Source organism: Streptomyces sp. SM11, assembly GCF_002910905.1.
Lineage (GTDB): Bacteria > Actinomycetota > Actinomycetes > Streptomycetales > Streptomycetaceae > Streptomyces.
Map to the genome: position 1 here is coordinate 1 of NZ_NEUE01000128.1, position 16,035 is coordinate 16,035.

Here is a 16,035-nt window from a genome sequence, read left to right on the forward strand (position 1 = left end):
GCACTCGGGGGGCAAGTTCGACCACTCCTCGTACGCGACCTCGGCCGGGCCGCCGGACCTCAACGGCCAGGAGAACCTGATCGTACAGTTGGTCGCCGAGGGGCTGACCAACAAGCAGATGGCCCGGCGGCTGGGGATCTCCCCGCACACCGTCAACTACCACTTGAAGAAGCTGTTCCAGAAGGCCGGCGTGAACTCCCGCATCGCCCTGCTGCGTGAGACCGGCTGGAGCGACCCGTCCGACGAGTCACCCGAGCCGGGGCCACGCGTGCGCCCACGGCCGGGCGCGTTCGAAGTCGGCGGCCAGACCTAGGAGCCGGGCCTCGGCACCGGGCGCGCCGACCAGCTGGACGCCGACCGGCAGGTTCTGGGCGGTCCGCCCCGCGGGCAGCGAGATCGCGGGCTGGCCGGTGATGTTGAAGGGGTAGGTGAACGCCAGCCAGTCGGCGTACTCACGCCACCGCTCCTCGAACCCCGTGCCCTCGACCGCCGTCCCGAGCGGCGGCGGGAGCACGGTGAGGGTGGGGCTGAGCAGTACGTCGTACCGCGTCCAGAAGCGGATGACGTCGGCCGCCCGCCGCTGGGCGGTCGCCACGGCGGCGCAGTAATCGACCGCGCCGAGCCGCTCCCCGCGCAGGGCGATGTCGAGGGTCGTCGACTCCAGTTCGGCCAGCTGCTCCGGAGGCACGCCGCGGACCATGGCGGCCACGTTCGCGGCGATGACCGTCAGCAGGGGGTCCAGGAGCCCGCCGAGGTCGGGCGACGCCTCGACCATCTCGACGTCCAGCTCGCCGAAGTCCGACACCGCCTGCTCGAACACCTCCCGCACCTCGGGGACGACGGTGCCGTGCGGCGGTGTGCAGGTGTACGCCACGCGCAGCCGCCGCGGCGGCCGGACGCCGGCGGCCAGGAAGGAGCCGGACGGCTGCGGCAGCCCGTACGGCTCTCCGACGACCGGCCCCGCCATCGCGTCGAGCATCAGGGCGGCGTCGCCGACCGTGCGAGCCATCGGACCGTTGACGACGTATCCCGCCCACTGCTCCTGGGAGGCCGGCGCCCACGGGGTGCGTCCGCGGGTGGGCTTGAGCCCCACGATTCCGCAGGCGGAAGCGGGCGCCCGCACGGAGCCCGCACCGTCGGCCGCCAGGGCGAGCGGACCGATGCCGGCCGCCACGGCGGCAGCCGCGCCGCCGCTGGAGCCCGTCGGGCCGTGTTCGGTTTTCCACGGGTTGCGGGTGGGCGGGAACGCCCGGTTGTCGGTCGTGATCCGCAGCCCGAACTCCGGCATGTTGGTGCTGCCGACGAGGATGCCGCCCGCCCGCCGGATCCGGGCGACCACCTCGCTGTCGAAACCGGGCCGGTAGCCGGCGAAGGGCAGCGACCCGAAGGCGGTGGGCAGTTGCGCCGACTCGTTGGCGTCCTTGACGGTGAACGGGATCCCGTGCAGCGGGCCGCGCTCCTCCGGCAGCAGCGCGTCCGCGAGCGCGCCTTCCGTGCGCACGGCGACCACCGCGTTCAGTCGGGGGTTCACCGTTTCGAGGTGGTCGAGGACCGCTTCGGTGACGTCGAGGGCGGACAGTTCCTTGTTCCGGATCAGGTCACGTAGTTCGGAGGCGGGCAGAAAGGCCGGGGACCCGGCGGGTGTGTGGGGCGGTGATTCCATCGGAGGTGCTCTCCTGGGGTTCGTGGCCGGACTTCAGTCGGCTGCTCGTACGAGGGCGAGGACGAGTTCCACACAGCTGTCGGCGAGCCTCGCCGCGCGTTCGTCCAGGACCAGTCCCTGGGCGTAGGTGAAGTTCCAGGCGAGCTGGTGGTGGCTGGAGTTGACGGTGGCGACGAACGCCCCCACCACCGACAGCGAGGCGACGAACTGCGCGCCGGTCGCCCGCCACGGGCCGATCGCGTCCGGGAACGGGAACCGGCCGATGTTGGAGAGGCAGAAGTTGATCGGCCCCTTCTCGTCCAGGTGCCGGACGAAGGGCAGGCTCTCGGCCAGGGTCTGCGGGCCGGAGCCGCCGATCAGGCTGATCATGGAGAACTGCTCGCCCAGGGCCTTCCGCTTCTTGAGGTCGGCGCTGATCTCCTTTGCCGTGGCCCACAGCGGACGGTCCGCCCGGTGCTCGACGAGGGAGGGAATCGTCGCCACATAGCTGCCCACGTCGTCGGGGCCCACCGGCGGTTCGAGGTCGCCGCGGAAGTCGACCGGGGAGCCGATCGAGTACCAGGTTGCGTCGACGGCCCCGGCGTCCGTGGCGAGCGCGCGCACCATCGCGGCGGCGAGCACACCGTGGATCGTTACCCCGTGGGTGCGGCAGGTCCGGGCCAGCCGGTCCAGCGTCGGGGCGTCCAGCGACCGGTGGAGGAATCGGGTGCGGCGCTGCTCGAAGGGCACGGGCCGGTCGGCGTCCACGCGCCGCGGCCGCAGGCGTTCGAGGTCGCCCTCGTCCCGGTCGGCCTTCGCCTTCGCCCGTATCCGCCCCGCCGTGCCGCGGTGTTCGGCCGGGAAGAGGTCCTCGGCCGCGGGCAGCACCGCACGCGGTTCGACGGGGCCGTCGGCAGCGAGTTCCGCCCACTGCCGCAGCAGGGAGATGACCGTGGTCCCGTCCGCGACGACGTGCGGCGCGCTCAGGATCAGGTCGTGCACCTCGCCGGCCGGCCCGGGGCCGCTGAGCACGACGGTCGTGGCGAGCGGACCGGCGTGCGGGTCGATGCGGCCGTTGACGAGTTCCTCGTCGATGACGTGCGCCCAGCCGTTCTCGACGGCTTCCGGCGAGTCGAGGGTGCGGTGGTCGAGCGGGACGGGACGGTCGTCCACCGGGACGAAGCGCGGGTGCCGTCCCGTCGCGTCGGCCTCGATCGCCACGCGCAGCAGCGGGTGGCGGGCCTGGAGTTCGGCCAGGGCGGAGCGCAACGAGGCGTGGGAGGCGGGTCCGTGCAGGCGGACCCGTCCGACGACGTTCAGCGGTGAGATCTGGTCGGCTATCCAGTACCAGCGTTCCAGCGGGCTCAGTTCCCGCTGCGCCGCCCGGACGGCCCTGGAGGTCGTGGACATGTGTTTCCCCCGGTCAGTCGACCGGCGACGCGGCGAGCGGCCGGAACATGGCCGCGCTCGCCCGGGTCTCCGGGGTGGTCTGCCAGGGCGGGTTGGTGCCGAAGGCGAGCAGGACTTCCTCGCCGTCGGCCCGGAAGGCGACGGGGTCGCCCTGTTCCACCCACACCATCTCGTGGGGGCCCGCGGTCACCGAACCGCCCGCGAAGTCCACGGCGAACCGTCCGGACAGGACGACGATGAACTCGTCGTAGCTGGGCACCCATTCCATGACGTCGCCGGGGTGCAGGCAGGCGAATCCCGCGCCCATCGATTTCGGGACCCCGTCGTCGGCCAGGTCGCCGATGTAGATGCGGGTGTCGGCGAACTGCTGCCAGTTCGCCTGCTTGGTGCCGTATGCGCGTGCGGCCATGTCTCCCTCTCCCTTACGAGGTGTCCGCGTCAGACCAGCGGAGAGATGTGCTCTTCGACGCCCAGCAGGGCCTTGCCGTACATTTCCTTGATCATCGCGGGCTGGAGGATGGCGTGCCGGGCGCTCACGGCCGAGTCCCGCCAGATCCGCTGGAGCGGGTTGGTGTCGGCGAAGCTGGCCGCGCCGTGCGCGGTCAGCAGGATGTCGATCGCCTCGGTGATGTGCCCGACCGCTCCGCTGAGGTCCGCCCGCGCCTGAATCCGCTGCAGGGGGTCCAGGGCCTCGCCGCGTTCCGCCGCCCCGTCGATGTCGGCGGCGGCGCGGTGGACGTGCAGGTGAGCGGTGTCGATCTTCTGTGTCGCCTCCGCGATCCGCAGCTGGAAGGCCGTCGAGTCGCGCTGCTTCTCGAAGAAGGTGAAGGTGATGGCTTTGTCGGCGGCCTTGTCCTTGACCAGCCCCAGTGCCGCGCGGCCTAGGCCCAGCTGGGTGGCCACCAGGGGGGCGGCGGTGAGGAACTGCACGAAGGCCGAGCGGGGCTGCCGACCGCCGGACCGCTGCACCGGGTAGTCGCCCGCCATCGCCTTGGGCACCGACACCACCCGGTGGTCCGGTACGAAGACGTCCTGGGCCACCAGGCAGTTGCTGCCGGTGGCGCGCATGCCGGCGACGAACCAGGTGTCCTGAACCGTGTAGTCGGAGGCGGGTATCAGGGCCATGCCCTGGTCGACGATCTGCCCCGTGGAGTCCGGCACCGGGAAGCCGATCACGGACCAGCCGGCGTGCCAGGAGCCGGAGGCGTAGTGCCATCGGCCCGAGACGCGGAAGCCGCCCTCGACCCGCTCGGCGGTGGCGCTCGGCGTGAGCACACCGGACACCCTGGTGTCGGGGTCGGCCCCGAACACCTCGTCCTGGGCCTGTTCGGGGAAGAGGCTGACGACCCACGCCAGCGAGCTGCCGACCGCGACCACCCACGAACTGCTGCCGTCCCCTTCGGCGAGGACCGCGGACACATCGATCAGCGTGCGCAGGGACACCTCATGACCGCCGTACCGCTGGGGTACGGCCATCCTGAACATGCCGGCGTCGGTGAGGAGTTTGACGGATTCGTCGGGCAGCCGCCGGTCGCGTTCCCCCTGTTCGGCGTTGCGGGCGAGGTGCGGGACGAGTTCGCGTGCGTTGCGGAGGAGGTCGGACGGTTCCGGGGAAAGGTGGTTCTTCTCTGTCCGGGGGTCGGCCATGGAAATCTCCGTCTCAGTGGGCGAATGCAGCGATGTGGTCGGTGATGGATCGGGTATTTTCCTGCGCGAAAGCGGAATGCGTGCCGAACGTCCGGCGCCCGTAGACGAGCGGGGCGACGGCCCGGGTGCCGGCGACCCGGGTCACCAGGCCGAGCAGCAGCAGGTGGTCCCCGCCGACGACGTACCGCTGGAGATGGCACCCGAGCCAGCCCGGAGCCTCCCGCAGCCGCGGGAGGCCGTCGTCCAGGCACCAGTCGGCCTCTTCGAACCGGTCAGGGGCCGAGGAGGCGAACGCGCGGGCCACGCCCGCCTGTCCGGCGCCGAGCAGATTCACGCCGAACCGCTCGGCCCCCAGGATCTTCGGCAGCAGGCGGGAGCGGTGTTCCAGCGCGACGGTCACCATGGGCGGACGCAGCGACAGCGAGGTGAGCGAGCCGACCGTCGTGCCGTGGGGCAGGCCGTCCGCCATCGCCGTGACCACCGCCACCGGAGTGCAGACATCGGCCATGAGATCCTTGAAATCTCGCTCCGTAACCATTCCTTCTCCTCAGAGCGTGAATGGGCCAGGCGCTTTCGCAGGGTCGTGCCGGTGGGTTTTCGGCCGTAAAGCTTCCGGCGGAGTTTCTCCTTCGCGAAGCGAACGCTGCGTACGCTAGCCAGGGGTGCGGGGTGCGCACAGGCATTTCCCTCCGGTACTACTCGAATACGCAGTCGTCCCGGCCCGGTCGCGGTTCCGGCCGCCGGCCAGCCGGGCCGGGCGCGCCCACCAGGGCGGTGATCGCCCTGAACCGGCGGTCCAGCAGGTGGTCGGGAAGCAGCCTCGCCAGGCGGGCCATCCGGCGGGCGTCCGCACCGGCCCAGTAGCGTGCCCGGGGGCGTGCGTCGGTCAGGGCGCGGACGACCGTGCGGGCGAAGTCCTCAGGGGTGGTCCTGCTCGCCATCGCCTGTTGTGCGTTGCCCTCCAGGAACGCCTGGAGGGCGGACCGGTAGAGGTCGGCCACCGCGGGAGGGGCGTCGTCCAGCGCCTGTTCGCCGGCCTGGGACACCTTGGTCCAGATCGGTGTGAGGATGGCGCCCGGTGCCACGACCGAGACGCGCACGCCGCTGGGCGCCAGCTCGCGCCGCAGGGCGTCGCTCAGCGCCTCCTTGGCGAACTGGGCGACGGAATAGGCTCCGAGGAACGGCACGGCGGCCTTGCCCAGGCCGGAGGTGACGTTGACGATCCGGCCGTTCGACCGGCGCAGCATCGGCAGGTGCGCGCGGATCATCGCGAGGTGCCCGACCACGTTGACGTCGAGCTGCCGGCGGAGCTGATCGCCGTCGATGCACTCCAGCGGGCCCGGGACGCAGACTCCGGCGTTGTTCACCAGGCCCCGCAGCCCGCCGTATTGGTGTGCGACGAGTTCGGCCGAGGCCCGTACCGACGCGTCGTCGGTGATGTCGATGAGGGCGTAGCGGAGCCTGCCGTGCTGCGACTCGGTGAGCAGCTTCTCTCCGTCCTCGCTCCGCCGGACCCCCGCGAGCACCTGGAATCCCCGGTTCTCCAGCTCAAGGGCGCATTCGCGGCCCAGCCCCGAAGAGGCGCCCGTGACGACGACCGCTCCGTGGGGCGGGAGGCGCCTGCCGTGTGGTCCGTGCGCTGCGGGCCTGCTCATCGGTCCGTCCTTTCGTCCGTGCCGGGAAGGATGCCGGCGCCCGGAAAGGTCAGCGCGGGTTCGAGCTTGCCCACCAGCTTCCGGTGGGACATCCACCGGAAGTAGCCGTCGCGGACCCTGCGGCGGACGGGTCCCTGTGACTGTTCGAACTCGCTGATGGAGCGGGTGGCCTCCACCATCGTCCGGGTGCGGTCGTACCGTGCCGCCTCGTAGCCGCGCAGCCCCCGCGGCACGTCCGGGGCGTGCCGCAGGTGCTGGGCGAGGACGGCGGCGTCCTCCATCGCCATGGCCGAGCCCTGGCCGAGGCTGGTGAGCATCGGGTGGGCGGCGTCCCCGAGCAGGGTCACCGGGCCCGTGCCCCAGGGCTGGAGGAACGAGCGGTCCCGGGTGTTCAGCGTCAGCAGGTCGGCGGGCGGGGTCACCCGGATCGCCTCCCGTGCCTCGTCCGGCCAGCCGGAGTAGGCGTCGAGCACCCCCGCCTTGCCCCCGTCCCAGGTGCTGGACCGCTCGAACGGCATGTTCTTCGTGCCCCACCAGTAGAGGCGGCCCCGGCCGATGTCGACCAGGCCGAATCTCATCCCGTCGCCCCACAGGTGGACCACGGAGCCGGGGGTGAACCGGGGGTGGCTGTACTCGGTGATGCCGAGCCAGGCGATGTACCCGCTGTCGTGGGCGGGTTCGTCCGGCCCGGCGAGCTGTCGCCGGACGGCCGAGTTGAACCCGTCGGCGCCGACCAGGAGATCGGCCTCGGCCCGTGCGCCGTCGGTGAAACGCACCCGCGCCCGGTCGCCCTACACCTCGAACCGTTCGGCGGCGGCGTTCAGCCTGATGGGTATGTCCGCCGTCTGGTCGAGGAGCGCGGCGAGCAGATCGGCCCGGCTGATGCACACGCACGGGACGCCGATGCGCCGGGTGATCTCGGGGAAGGGGAACTCCCGGATCAGCCTGCCCTTCCAGTCCTTGACGTGGTACGTCTCCATCACCCGGCCGCGCTTCTCCAGGCCGAGGTCGATGTCCAGGGTGGCGAGCGCGGCTGTGGCGTTGCTCATCACGGACAGGCCGAATCCGGCGGCCCTCAGTTCCGGAGCCCGCTCGAACACTTCCACGTCGAAGCCGGTGCGCCGCAGCGCGATGGCCGTGGTCAGTCCGCCGATGCCGGCGCCGATGACGATGGCGCTTCGTGTCTTGCCCATATCAGTGCTGCCCGCTTTCGCTCGTCCGGAGTCCGATCGCTCTGAGCACCGTGCCGACGACGTCCGACACGCGCGGTTCCTCCATGATCGTGAGGTGGTCGCCCTCGGTATCGATCACCGTGAGGCGGCCGGAGGTGCGCTCCCGCCACCCGTTGGTCTCGTCGGCGTGCATGCTGTCGATCGCGGTGTGCATCTCCAGCAGCACGCCCGGCAGCGGATCGACGGCGCGGACCAGCAGTACGTCGTAGTCCACGACGCCGGGCCGGTAGTCGAAGGCCGACCGCCAGTTGGCCTCGTACACGCGGAACAGCCGACGGACGACGGCGTCGCCGCTGCCCGCGGGCAGTACGCCCTCGTCGATGGCCAGCCGGGTCATGAACGCGAACTTCTCCTCCAGCGTGTCCAGACCGGGCGGCAGGAGGTCGCCGGCCGTGGCGCTGCCGTGCTGGAGCCAGAGCAGCTCCCAGAAGAACCAGCCGAGCAGGGCCTCGTCGTCGGTCCACGGCCGCCGTCCCGGGTTGAGCGCCGTCGTGTCCAGCAGGATCAGCGAGCCGACGCTCTCCCCGGCGGCGTGGAGCTGGCGGGCCATCTCGAAGGCGACGAATCCGCCGAAGGACCAGCCGCCGAGGTGGTAGGGCCCGGACGGCTGGACGCGGCGCATCGCCTCGATGTATTCGGCCGCGAGCTGTCCGAGGCCGCGCACCGGCTCCGTGCCGACGTCCGCCCCGGCCGCCTGGAAGGCGTAGAAGGGCTGGTCCGGTGGCAGCCGCTTGGCGAACGGTACGTAGCAGAGCACGTTGCCGCCCATGGGGTGCGCGAAGAACAGGGGCGGTCGGGTGCCCTCCGGCCGGATCGCCACCAGCGGGTCGAATCCGGTGGTCGTGGTGCCCGCCGAGCGGAGCCGCCCGGCCAGTTCGGCCACGGTCGGCGCCACGATGAAGTCCGACAGCGGGATCGCGGTGCCGAACCGCTCCTCCATGAGGACGACCAGGCGCATCGCCGTGATCGAGGTGGCACCCAGGTCGAACAGATTGTCGTGTACCCCTACTTCGGGTACGTGCAGCAGATCGGCCAGCAGCTGGGCCAGGACCCGCTCGTGGGTGTCCCGGGGGCCGACGCGTTCGGTCAGCTCCGCGCGGGCCGGCTGCACCTGTCGCAGTGCCGCCTCGTCGCGCTTGCCGTTCGGGGTGAGCGGGATGGCAGGCAGCCAGACGAAGTGCGCGGGCACCATGTAGTCCGGCAGCTTCGCGCGCAGGTGGCGCCGCAGGCCGTCCAGGTCCGTACGCTCGGCGTCGCCGACCAGGAAAGCGATGAGGGTGGTGCCGCCCGCCGCATCGCGCCGGGCGATCACGGCGATGTCGGTGATCACGCCGGAGCCGCCCATCGACGCCCCGGCGGCGACCAGTTCGACCTCCGCCGGTTCGACCCGGTAGCCGCGGATCTTGACCTGCCGGTCGGCGCGACCGAGGCAGACCACGTTCCCGTCGGGCAGGACCATCCCGACGTCCCCGGTGCGGTAGAGCAGTCCGTCGCCGTCCGGGGCGGGTACGAACCGTTCCTCTGTCAGGTCGGACCGGCCGGCGTAGCCGCTGGCCAGACCGGCTCCGCCGACGTGGATCTCGCCCCGGGACCCGATCGGGACCGGGCGCATCCGGGCGTCCAGGACCAGCAGCCGGGCCCCGTGGATGGGCTGCCCCACCGGAGGCAGCGCGGGGAACGTGCCGGGCTCGCCGGTCATCTCGTGGAAGGCGGCGGCATGGGTCTCGGTGGGGCCGTAGTGGTTGTCGAGCACGACGTCGTCGAGAGAGGCGCAGAAGCGGCGGATCTCGTCGGTCATCCGGAACTGCTCGCCCGAGGAGCACAGCACGCGCAGGCTCCGCGGCACCAGGCCGAGGGCGACCGATGCCTCCGCCAGCTGCTGGAGGGCGACATAGGGCACGTGCATGCGCTCGACGCGCTCCCGGTCCATCAGCCGCAACAGACCGGGCATGTCCCGCCGCAGTTCCTCCGTGACGACGACCAGCGTGCCGCCGCCGCACAGCGTGGAGTACAGCTCCTGGAAGGAGACGTCGAAACTGAGCGGCGCGTACTGCACGGTGCGGCCGCCCTCGGCGGTGCTGGCGATCCCGTTCTGCCAGGCCACCAGGTTGGACAGGGAGCGGTGCGGTGCCGACACCCCCTTCGGCCGGCCGGTCGAGCCCGAGGTGAACAGCAGGTACACCTCGTCGTCCTCGGAGATCTCCGGCAGGTCGGCGGTGCGGTCGGTCGCTGCCAGTGCGTCGTACCGGGCGAGGCGGACCGTGGGTTCCAGCAGGTCCTGGTGCTCCTCGTCGACGACGACGCAGGCGGGGTGGCCCTGTTCGATCATGGATCGCAGCCGGTCCACCGGATAGGCGGTGTCCAGCGGCATGGCCGAGCATCCCGCCTTCGCGGTCCCCAGGATCGTGGCGACGGTCCCGGGCGTACGGCCCATGGCGATGCCGACGCGGTCGCCGGGGCGCACCCCCGAGTCCAGCAGGCCCGCGGCGATCCGTGTGGCGACCCGGTCCAGCTCCGCGTAGGTCCACGTCAGGTCCCCGAACTCCACCGCCCGCGCCTCGGGCGTACGGCGTGCCCGGGCCTCGAACGCGCGGACCGCGTTCGCCGGCGGACGCCCGGTCCGCGCGGGTGCGGGGGCCGGAGCGAGGAAGCCGAACTCGACGGCGCCGTCCGGTTCCTCCGCGAGACGGCGCAGAATCCGCACGTAGGTGTCGGTGTACAACCGCGCCTGGGCCGGGGTGAACGACTGCCCGGAGAAGTCGAGGCGGAGCCGGATGCCCTCGTCCACCGGGTCGACCATGGCATTGACGACCAGGGAGAAGTTCGTCTCCTCCCGGACCGCGAAGCCGCGGCTGGCGATCCCGGGGGTCCGGAAGACCTCACCGAGCTGGCGGAAGTGGATGAAGTTGAACAAGGTGTCGACCAGGGTCGAGCGGCCGAGGTCCTCCTGGATGACCGCCAGCGGCACTCGCCGGTGCGGGTAGCTCTCCCGTTCCCGGTCCAGGACGTGCCCCACCACGTCGAACCACGTGGCCTGTTCCGCGTCCACCCGCATGGGCAGGGTGTTGAGGAAGAGTCCGCAGGTGCGCTCGGCGCCTTCGGTGTCCGGCCTGCTGTGGGTCACGAGGCCGGTCGTGACGTCCCGCTCGCCGGAGAAGGCGCGCAGCAGCAGGACATGTGCGGCGAACAGGATCGACTTCACCGGGGCCCGCCGGTCGCGGGCGGTGGTGCGCACGGCGTCGACGAGATCGGCGGGCAGTCGCAGATCGCACTCCACACGCTCGTCCGTCCCCGGCGCCTCGTGCGGACGGAAGCTCTCCAGATGGGGTTGTGCCGCGTCGGTGAGCAGGTTCCGCCAGTAGGCGCGGCCGTCCTTCGCGTCGATGGCCGCGCGCTCCTGGGCGACATGCAGCGCGGCCGAGGGGGGGGGCACCGTGTCCGGTACCGGCTCCAGGTCCATTCCCAGCAGGTGGCCGTAGTCCCGGAGGAGTTCGGACACGAGGTTGGCGACGCTGCCGCCGTCGAGGATGGCGTGGTGGAAGCTGAAGACCAGTTCGACCGTGTCGGGCAGGGCGAACACCCGGAAGTGGTAGAGCGGCGCACGATCGAACCGGTAGTCGTACCGACGCCGGCTCGCGATGTGCTCGTCGATGGCGGCCTCGGCCTCCGCTGCCGGCGAAGCCCGCAGGTCGCCGACGCTCAGCCCGCCCTCGACGGTGGACCGGACGATCTGGAGCGGCTCGGCGTGGCCGGCGAGGGCGAACGACGACCGCAGCACCGGGTGGCGTCCGACGAGACGGCCGAAGGCCGCCCGGAACTCCTGCTCACGCCACGGCATGGCCAGGCTGTAGCGGAAGACGTCCTTGTACGTCGCGGAATCCTGCTTCTCGCGGCTGTGGAACAGCAGACCGAGCTGGAGGCGGGTGAGCGGGTAGGCGTCCTCGTACGTCTCCAGGCGGGCGCGGTCGACCGGGGAGACCAGGGCGAACGGAACGGGGGACAGGGAGTCGTCCGGGGTGCCGGACCCGGTGTCCGCCGAGGCCTCGGCGCACTCGGCCAGTGCCGCCACGGTCGGGTTGCGGACGAAGTCGTCCGTCGAGAACCGGATGCCCGCCCTCGCCGCGAGCGCCCGCACCCGGAGCATGCTGATCGAGTCGCCCCCGATCACGAAGTAGTCCGTGTGGACGCCGACCCGTTCGACGCCGAGCACCTGCGCCCAGATGTCGGCGAGCACGGTCTCCTGGGTGGTGCGCGGCGCGCTGTCCCGGTCGTCGGACGCGCCGATGTCCGGGGCGGGCAGCGCCTTGCGGTCGGCCTTGCCGTTCGGCGTGAGAGGGATGCGGGCGAGGCGTTCGAAGTGTGCCGGGATCATGTAGGCGGGGAGCGCCTCGCCGAGGGCCGATCTCAGGCGGCCGGGGTCGAGTTCGTGGTCGGCGGTGCAGTAGGCGACGAGGACCGGGCCCCGGCCGCCGCCGGGCCGGTGGTCGACGACCACGGCGTCGCGGATGGCGTCCAGGGCGACGAGGGCGTTCTGTACCTCGCCCAGTTCGACCCGGTTGCCGCGGATCTTCACCTGGTCGTCGTTCCGGCCGAGGTATTCAACGGTGCCGTCGCTCAGCAGGCGGGCCAGGTCCCCGGTCCGGTAGAGGCGGCCGCCGGGGCCGAAGGGGTCCTTGACGAAGCGCTCGGCGGTGAGTTCGGGCCGGTTGAGGTAGCCGCGGGCGACCTGGACGCCGCCGATGTGCAGCTCGCCGGGGACGCCGACGGGCTGGGGGCGGCCGTGCCGGTCGAGCACGTAGAGCGTGGTGTTCTCCACGGGACGCCCGATGGGCACCCGGGTGACGGGGCCCTCGGACGCGGGCGGGCAGTCGAAGCAGGTCACGTCGACCGCGGCTTCGGTGGGACCGTAGAGGTTGACCAGGCGGGGCGCGTCGCCGCCGGCGAAGATCCGGTTGAACTGGGTGGCCCGCTCCGGCGGCAGGGCTTCGCCGCTGCAGAAGACGGAGCGCAGCGAGCGGACTTCGCAGGCCCGGTCCGGGTCGTCCTCCAGCAGGTCGAGGAACGGGCCGAGCATCGAGGGCACGAAGTGGACCACGCTCACCCGGTGCTCGCGTACCGTGCGCACGATCTGACCCGGGTCCTTCTCCGCTCCCGGCGGCAGCAGTACCACCCGGGCGCCCTGGACGGCCCACCACAGCAGTTCCCACACCGAGACGTCGAACGAGACGGGCGTCTTCTGCAGGAGCGTGTCGCCCGGACCTATGGGGTAGCGGCGCTGCATCCACATCAGCCGGTTCCCCACCGCGTGGTGTTCGACCATCACGCCCTTGGGGCGTCCGGTGGAACCGGAGGTGTAGATGGTGTAGGCGACGTCGTCCGAGTGCGAGGTGGGTCCGAGGGGCAGGTCGGAGCCATGGGTCAGGTCGGAGATCCGGAGCACCGGGGCGTCGGTGGGCAGGTCCTGGACCTCGTTCGCGCCGCGCAGGACCAGTTTCGCCCCGCAGTCCTCCAGGAGCAGCCGGATCCGCGCGGGCGGGTAGCCGGGATCGACGGGTACGTAGGCGGCGCCCGCTTTGAGGATTCCGAGCAGGCCGGGCAGCAGTTCCGGGCCGCGCTCCGCGAGGATGGCGACCCGTTCGCCGGGTCCGGCACCCCGCTCGCGCAGCGCCCGCGCCACCTGGTTGGACAGCCGGTCGAGCTCGGCGAAGGTCAGTGCGGCGCCCGAGGAGCCGTCGACCACGGCTGTCAGGCCGGGGGTGCGCGCCGCCTGCTCGGTGAACAGCTGGTGCAGCGTCTTCTCCCGGGGATAGGGCGCGGGGGCGCCCTGGCGGCGGCGTACGACGTCCTCGTACTCGTCGTCGGTCAGCATGGGGAGTGCCGAGATCGGCAGTTCCCGCGAGTCCAGTCCGTGGCGCAGGAGTTGCCCGACGTGCCCGGCCAGTGCCTCGGCCGTGAGGTGCCCGTCGAACACGTCGTCGGCGTAGTCCAGGTCGACGCGCAGGCCCGGCTGGTCGTCGAACGCCTGCACCATGACGGACAGTGCGTCGGCGGCGTGGACCGGGGCCATGATCGTGGTTGTCCGGTCCATGCCCGGGATCTCCGGTGGCCGCGGAAAACGCAGGTAGGAAGCGGTGACGTCGAACAGCCGGCGGCCGTGGGCACCCTGCGTGGGCGCCTCGCGGAGGATGTCGCCGAAGGGCAGTCGCTCGTGCTCCCTCAGCTCGTCGATCTGCTTGCGGACGTGTTCGGCGAGGTCGACCAGGGGCAGATCCTCCGCCACCGGGATCCGCAGCGGCAGGTTGTTGGCGAACTGACCGACGGTCGAGCGCTTGGCCTCGGTCCGACGGTTCAGGAAGGGCACGCCGAGCACGATCTCGTCCGCCTGGTGGATACGCGCGAGGCATACCGCGAGCGCCGAGAGCAGGTAGGGGAAGGGGGACGCCCCGGCGTCGAGGAGGCGCCCGACGAGCTCCTTGTCCACGGAGAAGGAGTGCCGCCCGCGTCCGGGCCGTGCCGCGCCGGAACGCGTGAAGAGAGCGGGCGCTATGCCCGCCAGATAATTTCGATAGAACTCGCGGTCATTCTCCCGGCCCGCACCGCCGGACGGTGAGCCGAATTCTTGAATGGAATCCCAGTACGAGGGAGAATCGGCCTGGAGAACCGGCTCGGCGGCCTTGTCTTGGCCGGCCGGAAGGGCGTTCCGGGACGCACGGACACGGTAGTCGGAAAGTATCCGCAAGGTCAGCGCGTTCAGCGCCCAGGCATCGGTCACGATGTGGTGTGCGGTCAGGACGAGGTGGACGGCGTCCGGTCCCTCGGTGAGCACGGCGGCCCGGAACAGCGGCCCGTCCCGGAGGTCCAGCGGCCGGCTCAGCTCCTGTTCGCACCAGATCCGCACGGCGCCGGGGGGGGTCCGGCTCGCCGGAGAGGTCGATGTGCTCGAAGGGCAGTGGCCGGATGTCCGGCGCTTCGGCGATCCGCCGGACCCGGGGAACCCCGTCACCGTCCTCGGCGAACCGCAGCCGGAAGGCGTCGTGCGCGCGCACCGCACGGGCCAGGCAGGCGCCGAGCAGCTCCCGGTCGACGGCGCCCGCCAGCCGTTCGTGGACCAGTACGTTGAATTGGCAGTTCCCCGGTGTTCTTGCTTCGGCCGCCCAGATGTCGCGCTGGTAGCCGGTTAATTCGAGGGCCCTGAATTCAGCTGCTATCCCCACTGAACGCCACTCCTTCGCCTGCCATTCGTACGCGAATAAATAACGGCTCGGCTCAGGCTAGTGTCTCGTGATCCTGTCGTTGGAACTTGATGGCGCGTCGCTTCGTTAGCCTGTTGTGGATCTCTCTTCCGAACAGATCGATGAGCTGCGGGAGTTGGCGGGCAGCCGTCATGCCCCTGCCGATGCCGCTCTGCGGGCCCGCCTGGTGCTGTGGACGGCCGAGGGGCGGCGACGCAAGGACATCGCCGAACTCGCAGGAGTCGCACCGAATACGGTGGACCGCGCCAAGGCCCGTTACCTCGTGGGCGGGATTGCCCAACTGGCTTCCCGGAAACCCGGCGGCGGACGCGATCAGGTCCCCGCGACCACTCGGGCCCGGGTGATCGCATTGACGAAGACAACCCCGCCGACGGAATCGGGGCTGTCCCACTGGTCCACGCGGACGCTGGTCAATCACATGAAGCGGCGCGAGGGCATCTCGGTGTCCTGGCACTACGTCGCCCGCATCTGGCGGGAGGAGAACCTCAAGCCGCACCGGAACGGCACCTTCAAGATCTCGAAGGACCCCGCATTCGCGGACAAGGTCGCCGATGTCGTCGGCCTGTACCTGGCCCCGCCCGGCGGCGCGGTGGTGCTGTCCATTGACGAGAAGACGCAGATACAGGCGCTGGACCGAACCCAGCCGGTACTGCCGGTCACCTTCGGCGCGGGCGAGAAGCGCACCCACGACTACGTACGGCACGGCACCACCAATCTGTTCGCCGCCCTCAATGTCCATACCGGTGAGGTGACCGGCGAGTGCAGGCCGAGCCGGAACGGGGCAAGCTTCCTCGCCTTCCTGAAGAAGGCGACCAAGCCGCACGCCGGCAAGGAGATCCATGTCGTCCTGGACAACCTGTCCACGCACACCACGCCGGAGGTGAAGGCATGGCTGGAGAAGAACCCCCACATCCGCTTCCACTTCACTCCCATCGGTTCCTCATGGTTGAACCAGATCGAGATCTGGTTCGGGATCCTGACTCGGCAGTCCATTCGCCGGGGCACGTTCTCCAGCGTCAACGTCCTGGTCAAGCAGATCCGCGACTACATCAACTCCTGGAACGAGGACGCGAATCCCTTCACCTGGACCGCGTCCGCCGAAGAGATCCTCGCGAAGGTCCGCGTCGTCCAGACCAACATGAAGAAACTCGTTAATAACAACTCAAACTGACACGATCAGGATCACGAGACACTAG

Annotated in this window: 11 protein-coding genes; 2 read left to right on the forward strand and 9 right to left on the reverse strand. The window is 70.9% G+C overall.

What is annotated here, in order from left to right; all coding sequences use genetic code 11:
• A partial coding sequence (locus B9S58_RS09560; RefSeq protein ID WP_219818878.1) for a helix-turn-helix transcriptional regulator occupies positions 1–313 on the forward strand: 313 nt, incomplete at its 5' end.
• On the opposite strand, the gene B9S58_RS09565 is transcribed toward B9S58_RS09560, so the two are convergent.
• The 9 genes from B9S58_RS09565 to B9S58_RS09600 form a co-directional block, all read right to left on the reverse strand.
• Positions 248–1,663, reverse strand: coding sequence for an amidase (locus B9S58_RS09565; protein ID WP_103531686.1), 1,416 nt, complete (start codon positions 1,661–1,663; stop codon positions 248–250). The genes B9S58_RS09560 and B9S58_RS09565 overlap by 66 nt on opposite strands.
• Positions 1,664–1,696: 33 nt before the next feature.
• Positions 1,697–3,052 carry a hypothetical protein gene (locus tag B9S58_RS09570; RefSeq protein WP_103531687.1) on the reverse strand — a complete coding sequence of 452 codons (1,356 nt, stop codon included), beginning with the start codon at positions 3,050–3,052 and terminating at the stop codon, positions 1,697–1,699.
• A 13-nt stretch (positions 3,053–3,065) separates the two neighbouring features.
• Positions 3,066–3,461, reverse strand: a complete 396-nt coding sequence (locus B9S58_RS09575; RefSeq protein ID WP_103531688.1) for a hypothetical protein — start codon at positions 3,459–3,461, stop codon at positions 3,066–3,068.
• Positions 3,462–3,490: 29 nt separating this feature from the next.
• Positions 3,491–4,699, reverse strand: a complete 1,209-nt coding sequence (locus B9S58_RS09580; protein WP_103531689.1) for an acyl-CoA dehydrogenase family protein — start codon at positions 4,697–4,699, stop codon at positions 3,491–3,493.
• A 13-nt stretch (positions 4,700–4,712) separates the two neighbouring features.
• Entirely contained in the window at positions 4,713–5,237 is a 525-nt protein-coding gene (locus B9S58_RS09585; protein WP_258044273.1) for a flavin reductase family protein, read from the reverse strand.
• A 157-nt stretch (positions 5,238–5,394) separates the two neighbouring features.
• Entirely contained in the window at positions 5,395–6,354 is a 960-nt protein-coding gene (locus tag B9S58_RS09590) for an SDR family oxidoreductase (protein WP_103531691.1), read from the reverse strand.
• Positions 6,351–7,130 (reverse strand): FAD-dependent monooxygenase, encoded by a 780-nt coding sequence (locus B9S58_RS09595; protein WP_258044274.1) that lies wholly within the window; start codon positions 7,128–7,130, stop codon positions 6,351–6,353. The genes B9S58_RS09590 and B9S58_RS09595 overlap by 4 nt, the downstream gene beginning before the upstream one ends.
• 15 nt (positions 7,131–7,145) lie before the next feature.
• Positions 7,146–7,547, reverse strand: coding sequence for an NAD(P)/FAD-dependent oxidoreductase (locus B9S58_RS38905; RefSeq protein WP_258044275.1), 402 nt, complete (start codon positions 7,545–7,547; stop codon positions 7,146–7,148).
• Position 7,548: 1 nt separating this feature from the next.
• On the reverse strand, positions 7,549–14,484 hold the full coding sequence (locus B9S58_RS09600) for a non-ribosomal peptide synthetase (RefSeq protein WP_258044277.1): 6,936 nt from the start codon (positions 14,482–14,484) through the stop codon (positions 7,549–7,551).
• 431 nt (positions 14,485–14,915) lie between these two features.
• On the opposite strand from B9S58_RS09600, the gene B9S58_RS09605 reads away from it, so the two are divergent.
• Positions 14,916–16,010 carry an IS630 family transposase gene (locus B9S58_RS09605; protein ID WP_103531692.1) on the forward strand — a complete coding sequence of 365 codons (1,095 nt, stop codon included), beginning with the start codon at positions 14,916–14,918 and terminating at the stop codon, positions 16,008–16,010.
• Positions 16,011–16,035: the final 25 nt, after the last annotated feature.

What these genes read in the sequence shown, in the direction of transcription:
- B9S58_RS09585 (WP_258044273.1), bottom strand. Translation starts at nt 5,237, where the DNA reads ATGGTTACGGAGCGAGATTTCAAGGATCTCATGGCCGATGTCTGCACT.
- B9S58_RS09590 (WP_103531691.1), bottom strand. Translation starts at nt 6,354, where the DNA reads ATGAGCAGGCCCGCAGCGCACGGACCACACGGCAGGCGCCTCCCGCCC.
- B9S58_RS09565 (WP_103531686.1), bottom strand. Translation starts at nt 1,663, where the DNA reads ATGGAATCACCGCCCCACACACCCGCCGGGTCCCCGGCCTTTCTGCCC.
- B9S58_RS09570 (WP_103531687.1), bottom strand. Translation starts at nt 3,052, where the DNA reads ATGTCCACGACCTCCAGGGCCGTCCGGGCGGCGCAGCGGGAACTGAGC.
- B9S58_RS38905 (WP_258044275.1), bottom strand. Translation starts at nt 7,547, where the DNA reads ATGGGCAAGACACGAAGCGCCATCGTCATCGGCGCCGGCATCGGCGGA.
- B9S58_RS09580 (WP_103531689.1), bottom strand. Translation starts at nt 4,699, where the DNA reads ATGGCCGACCCCCGGACAGAGAAGAACCACCTTTCCCCGGAACCGTCC.
- B9S58_RS09575 (WP_103531688.1), bottom strand. Translation starts at nt 3,461, where the DNA reads ATGGCCGCACGCGCATACGGCACCAAGCAGGCGAACTGGCAGCAGTTC.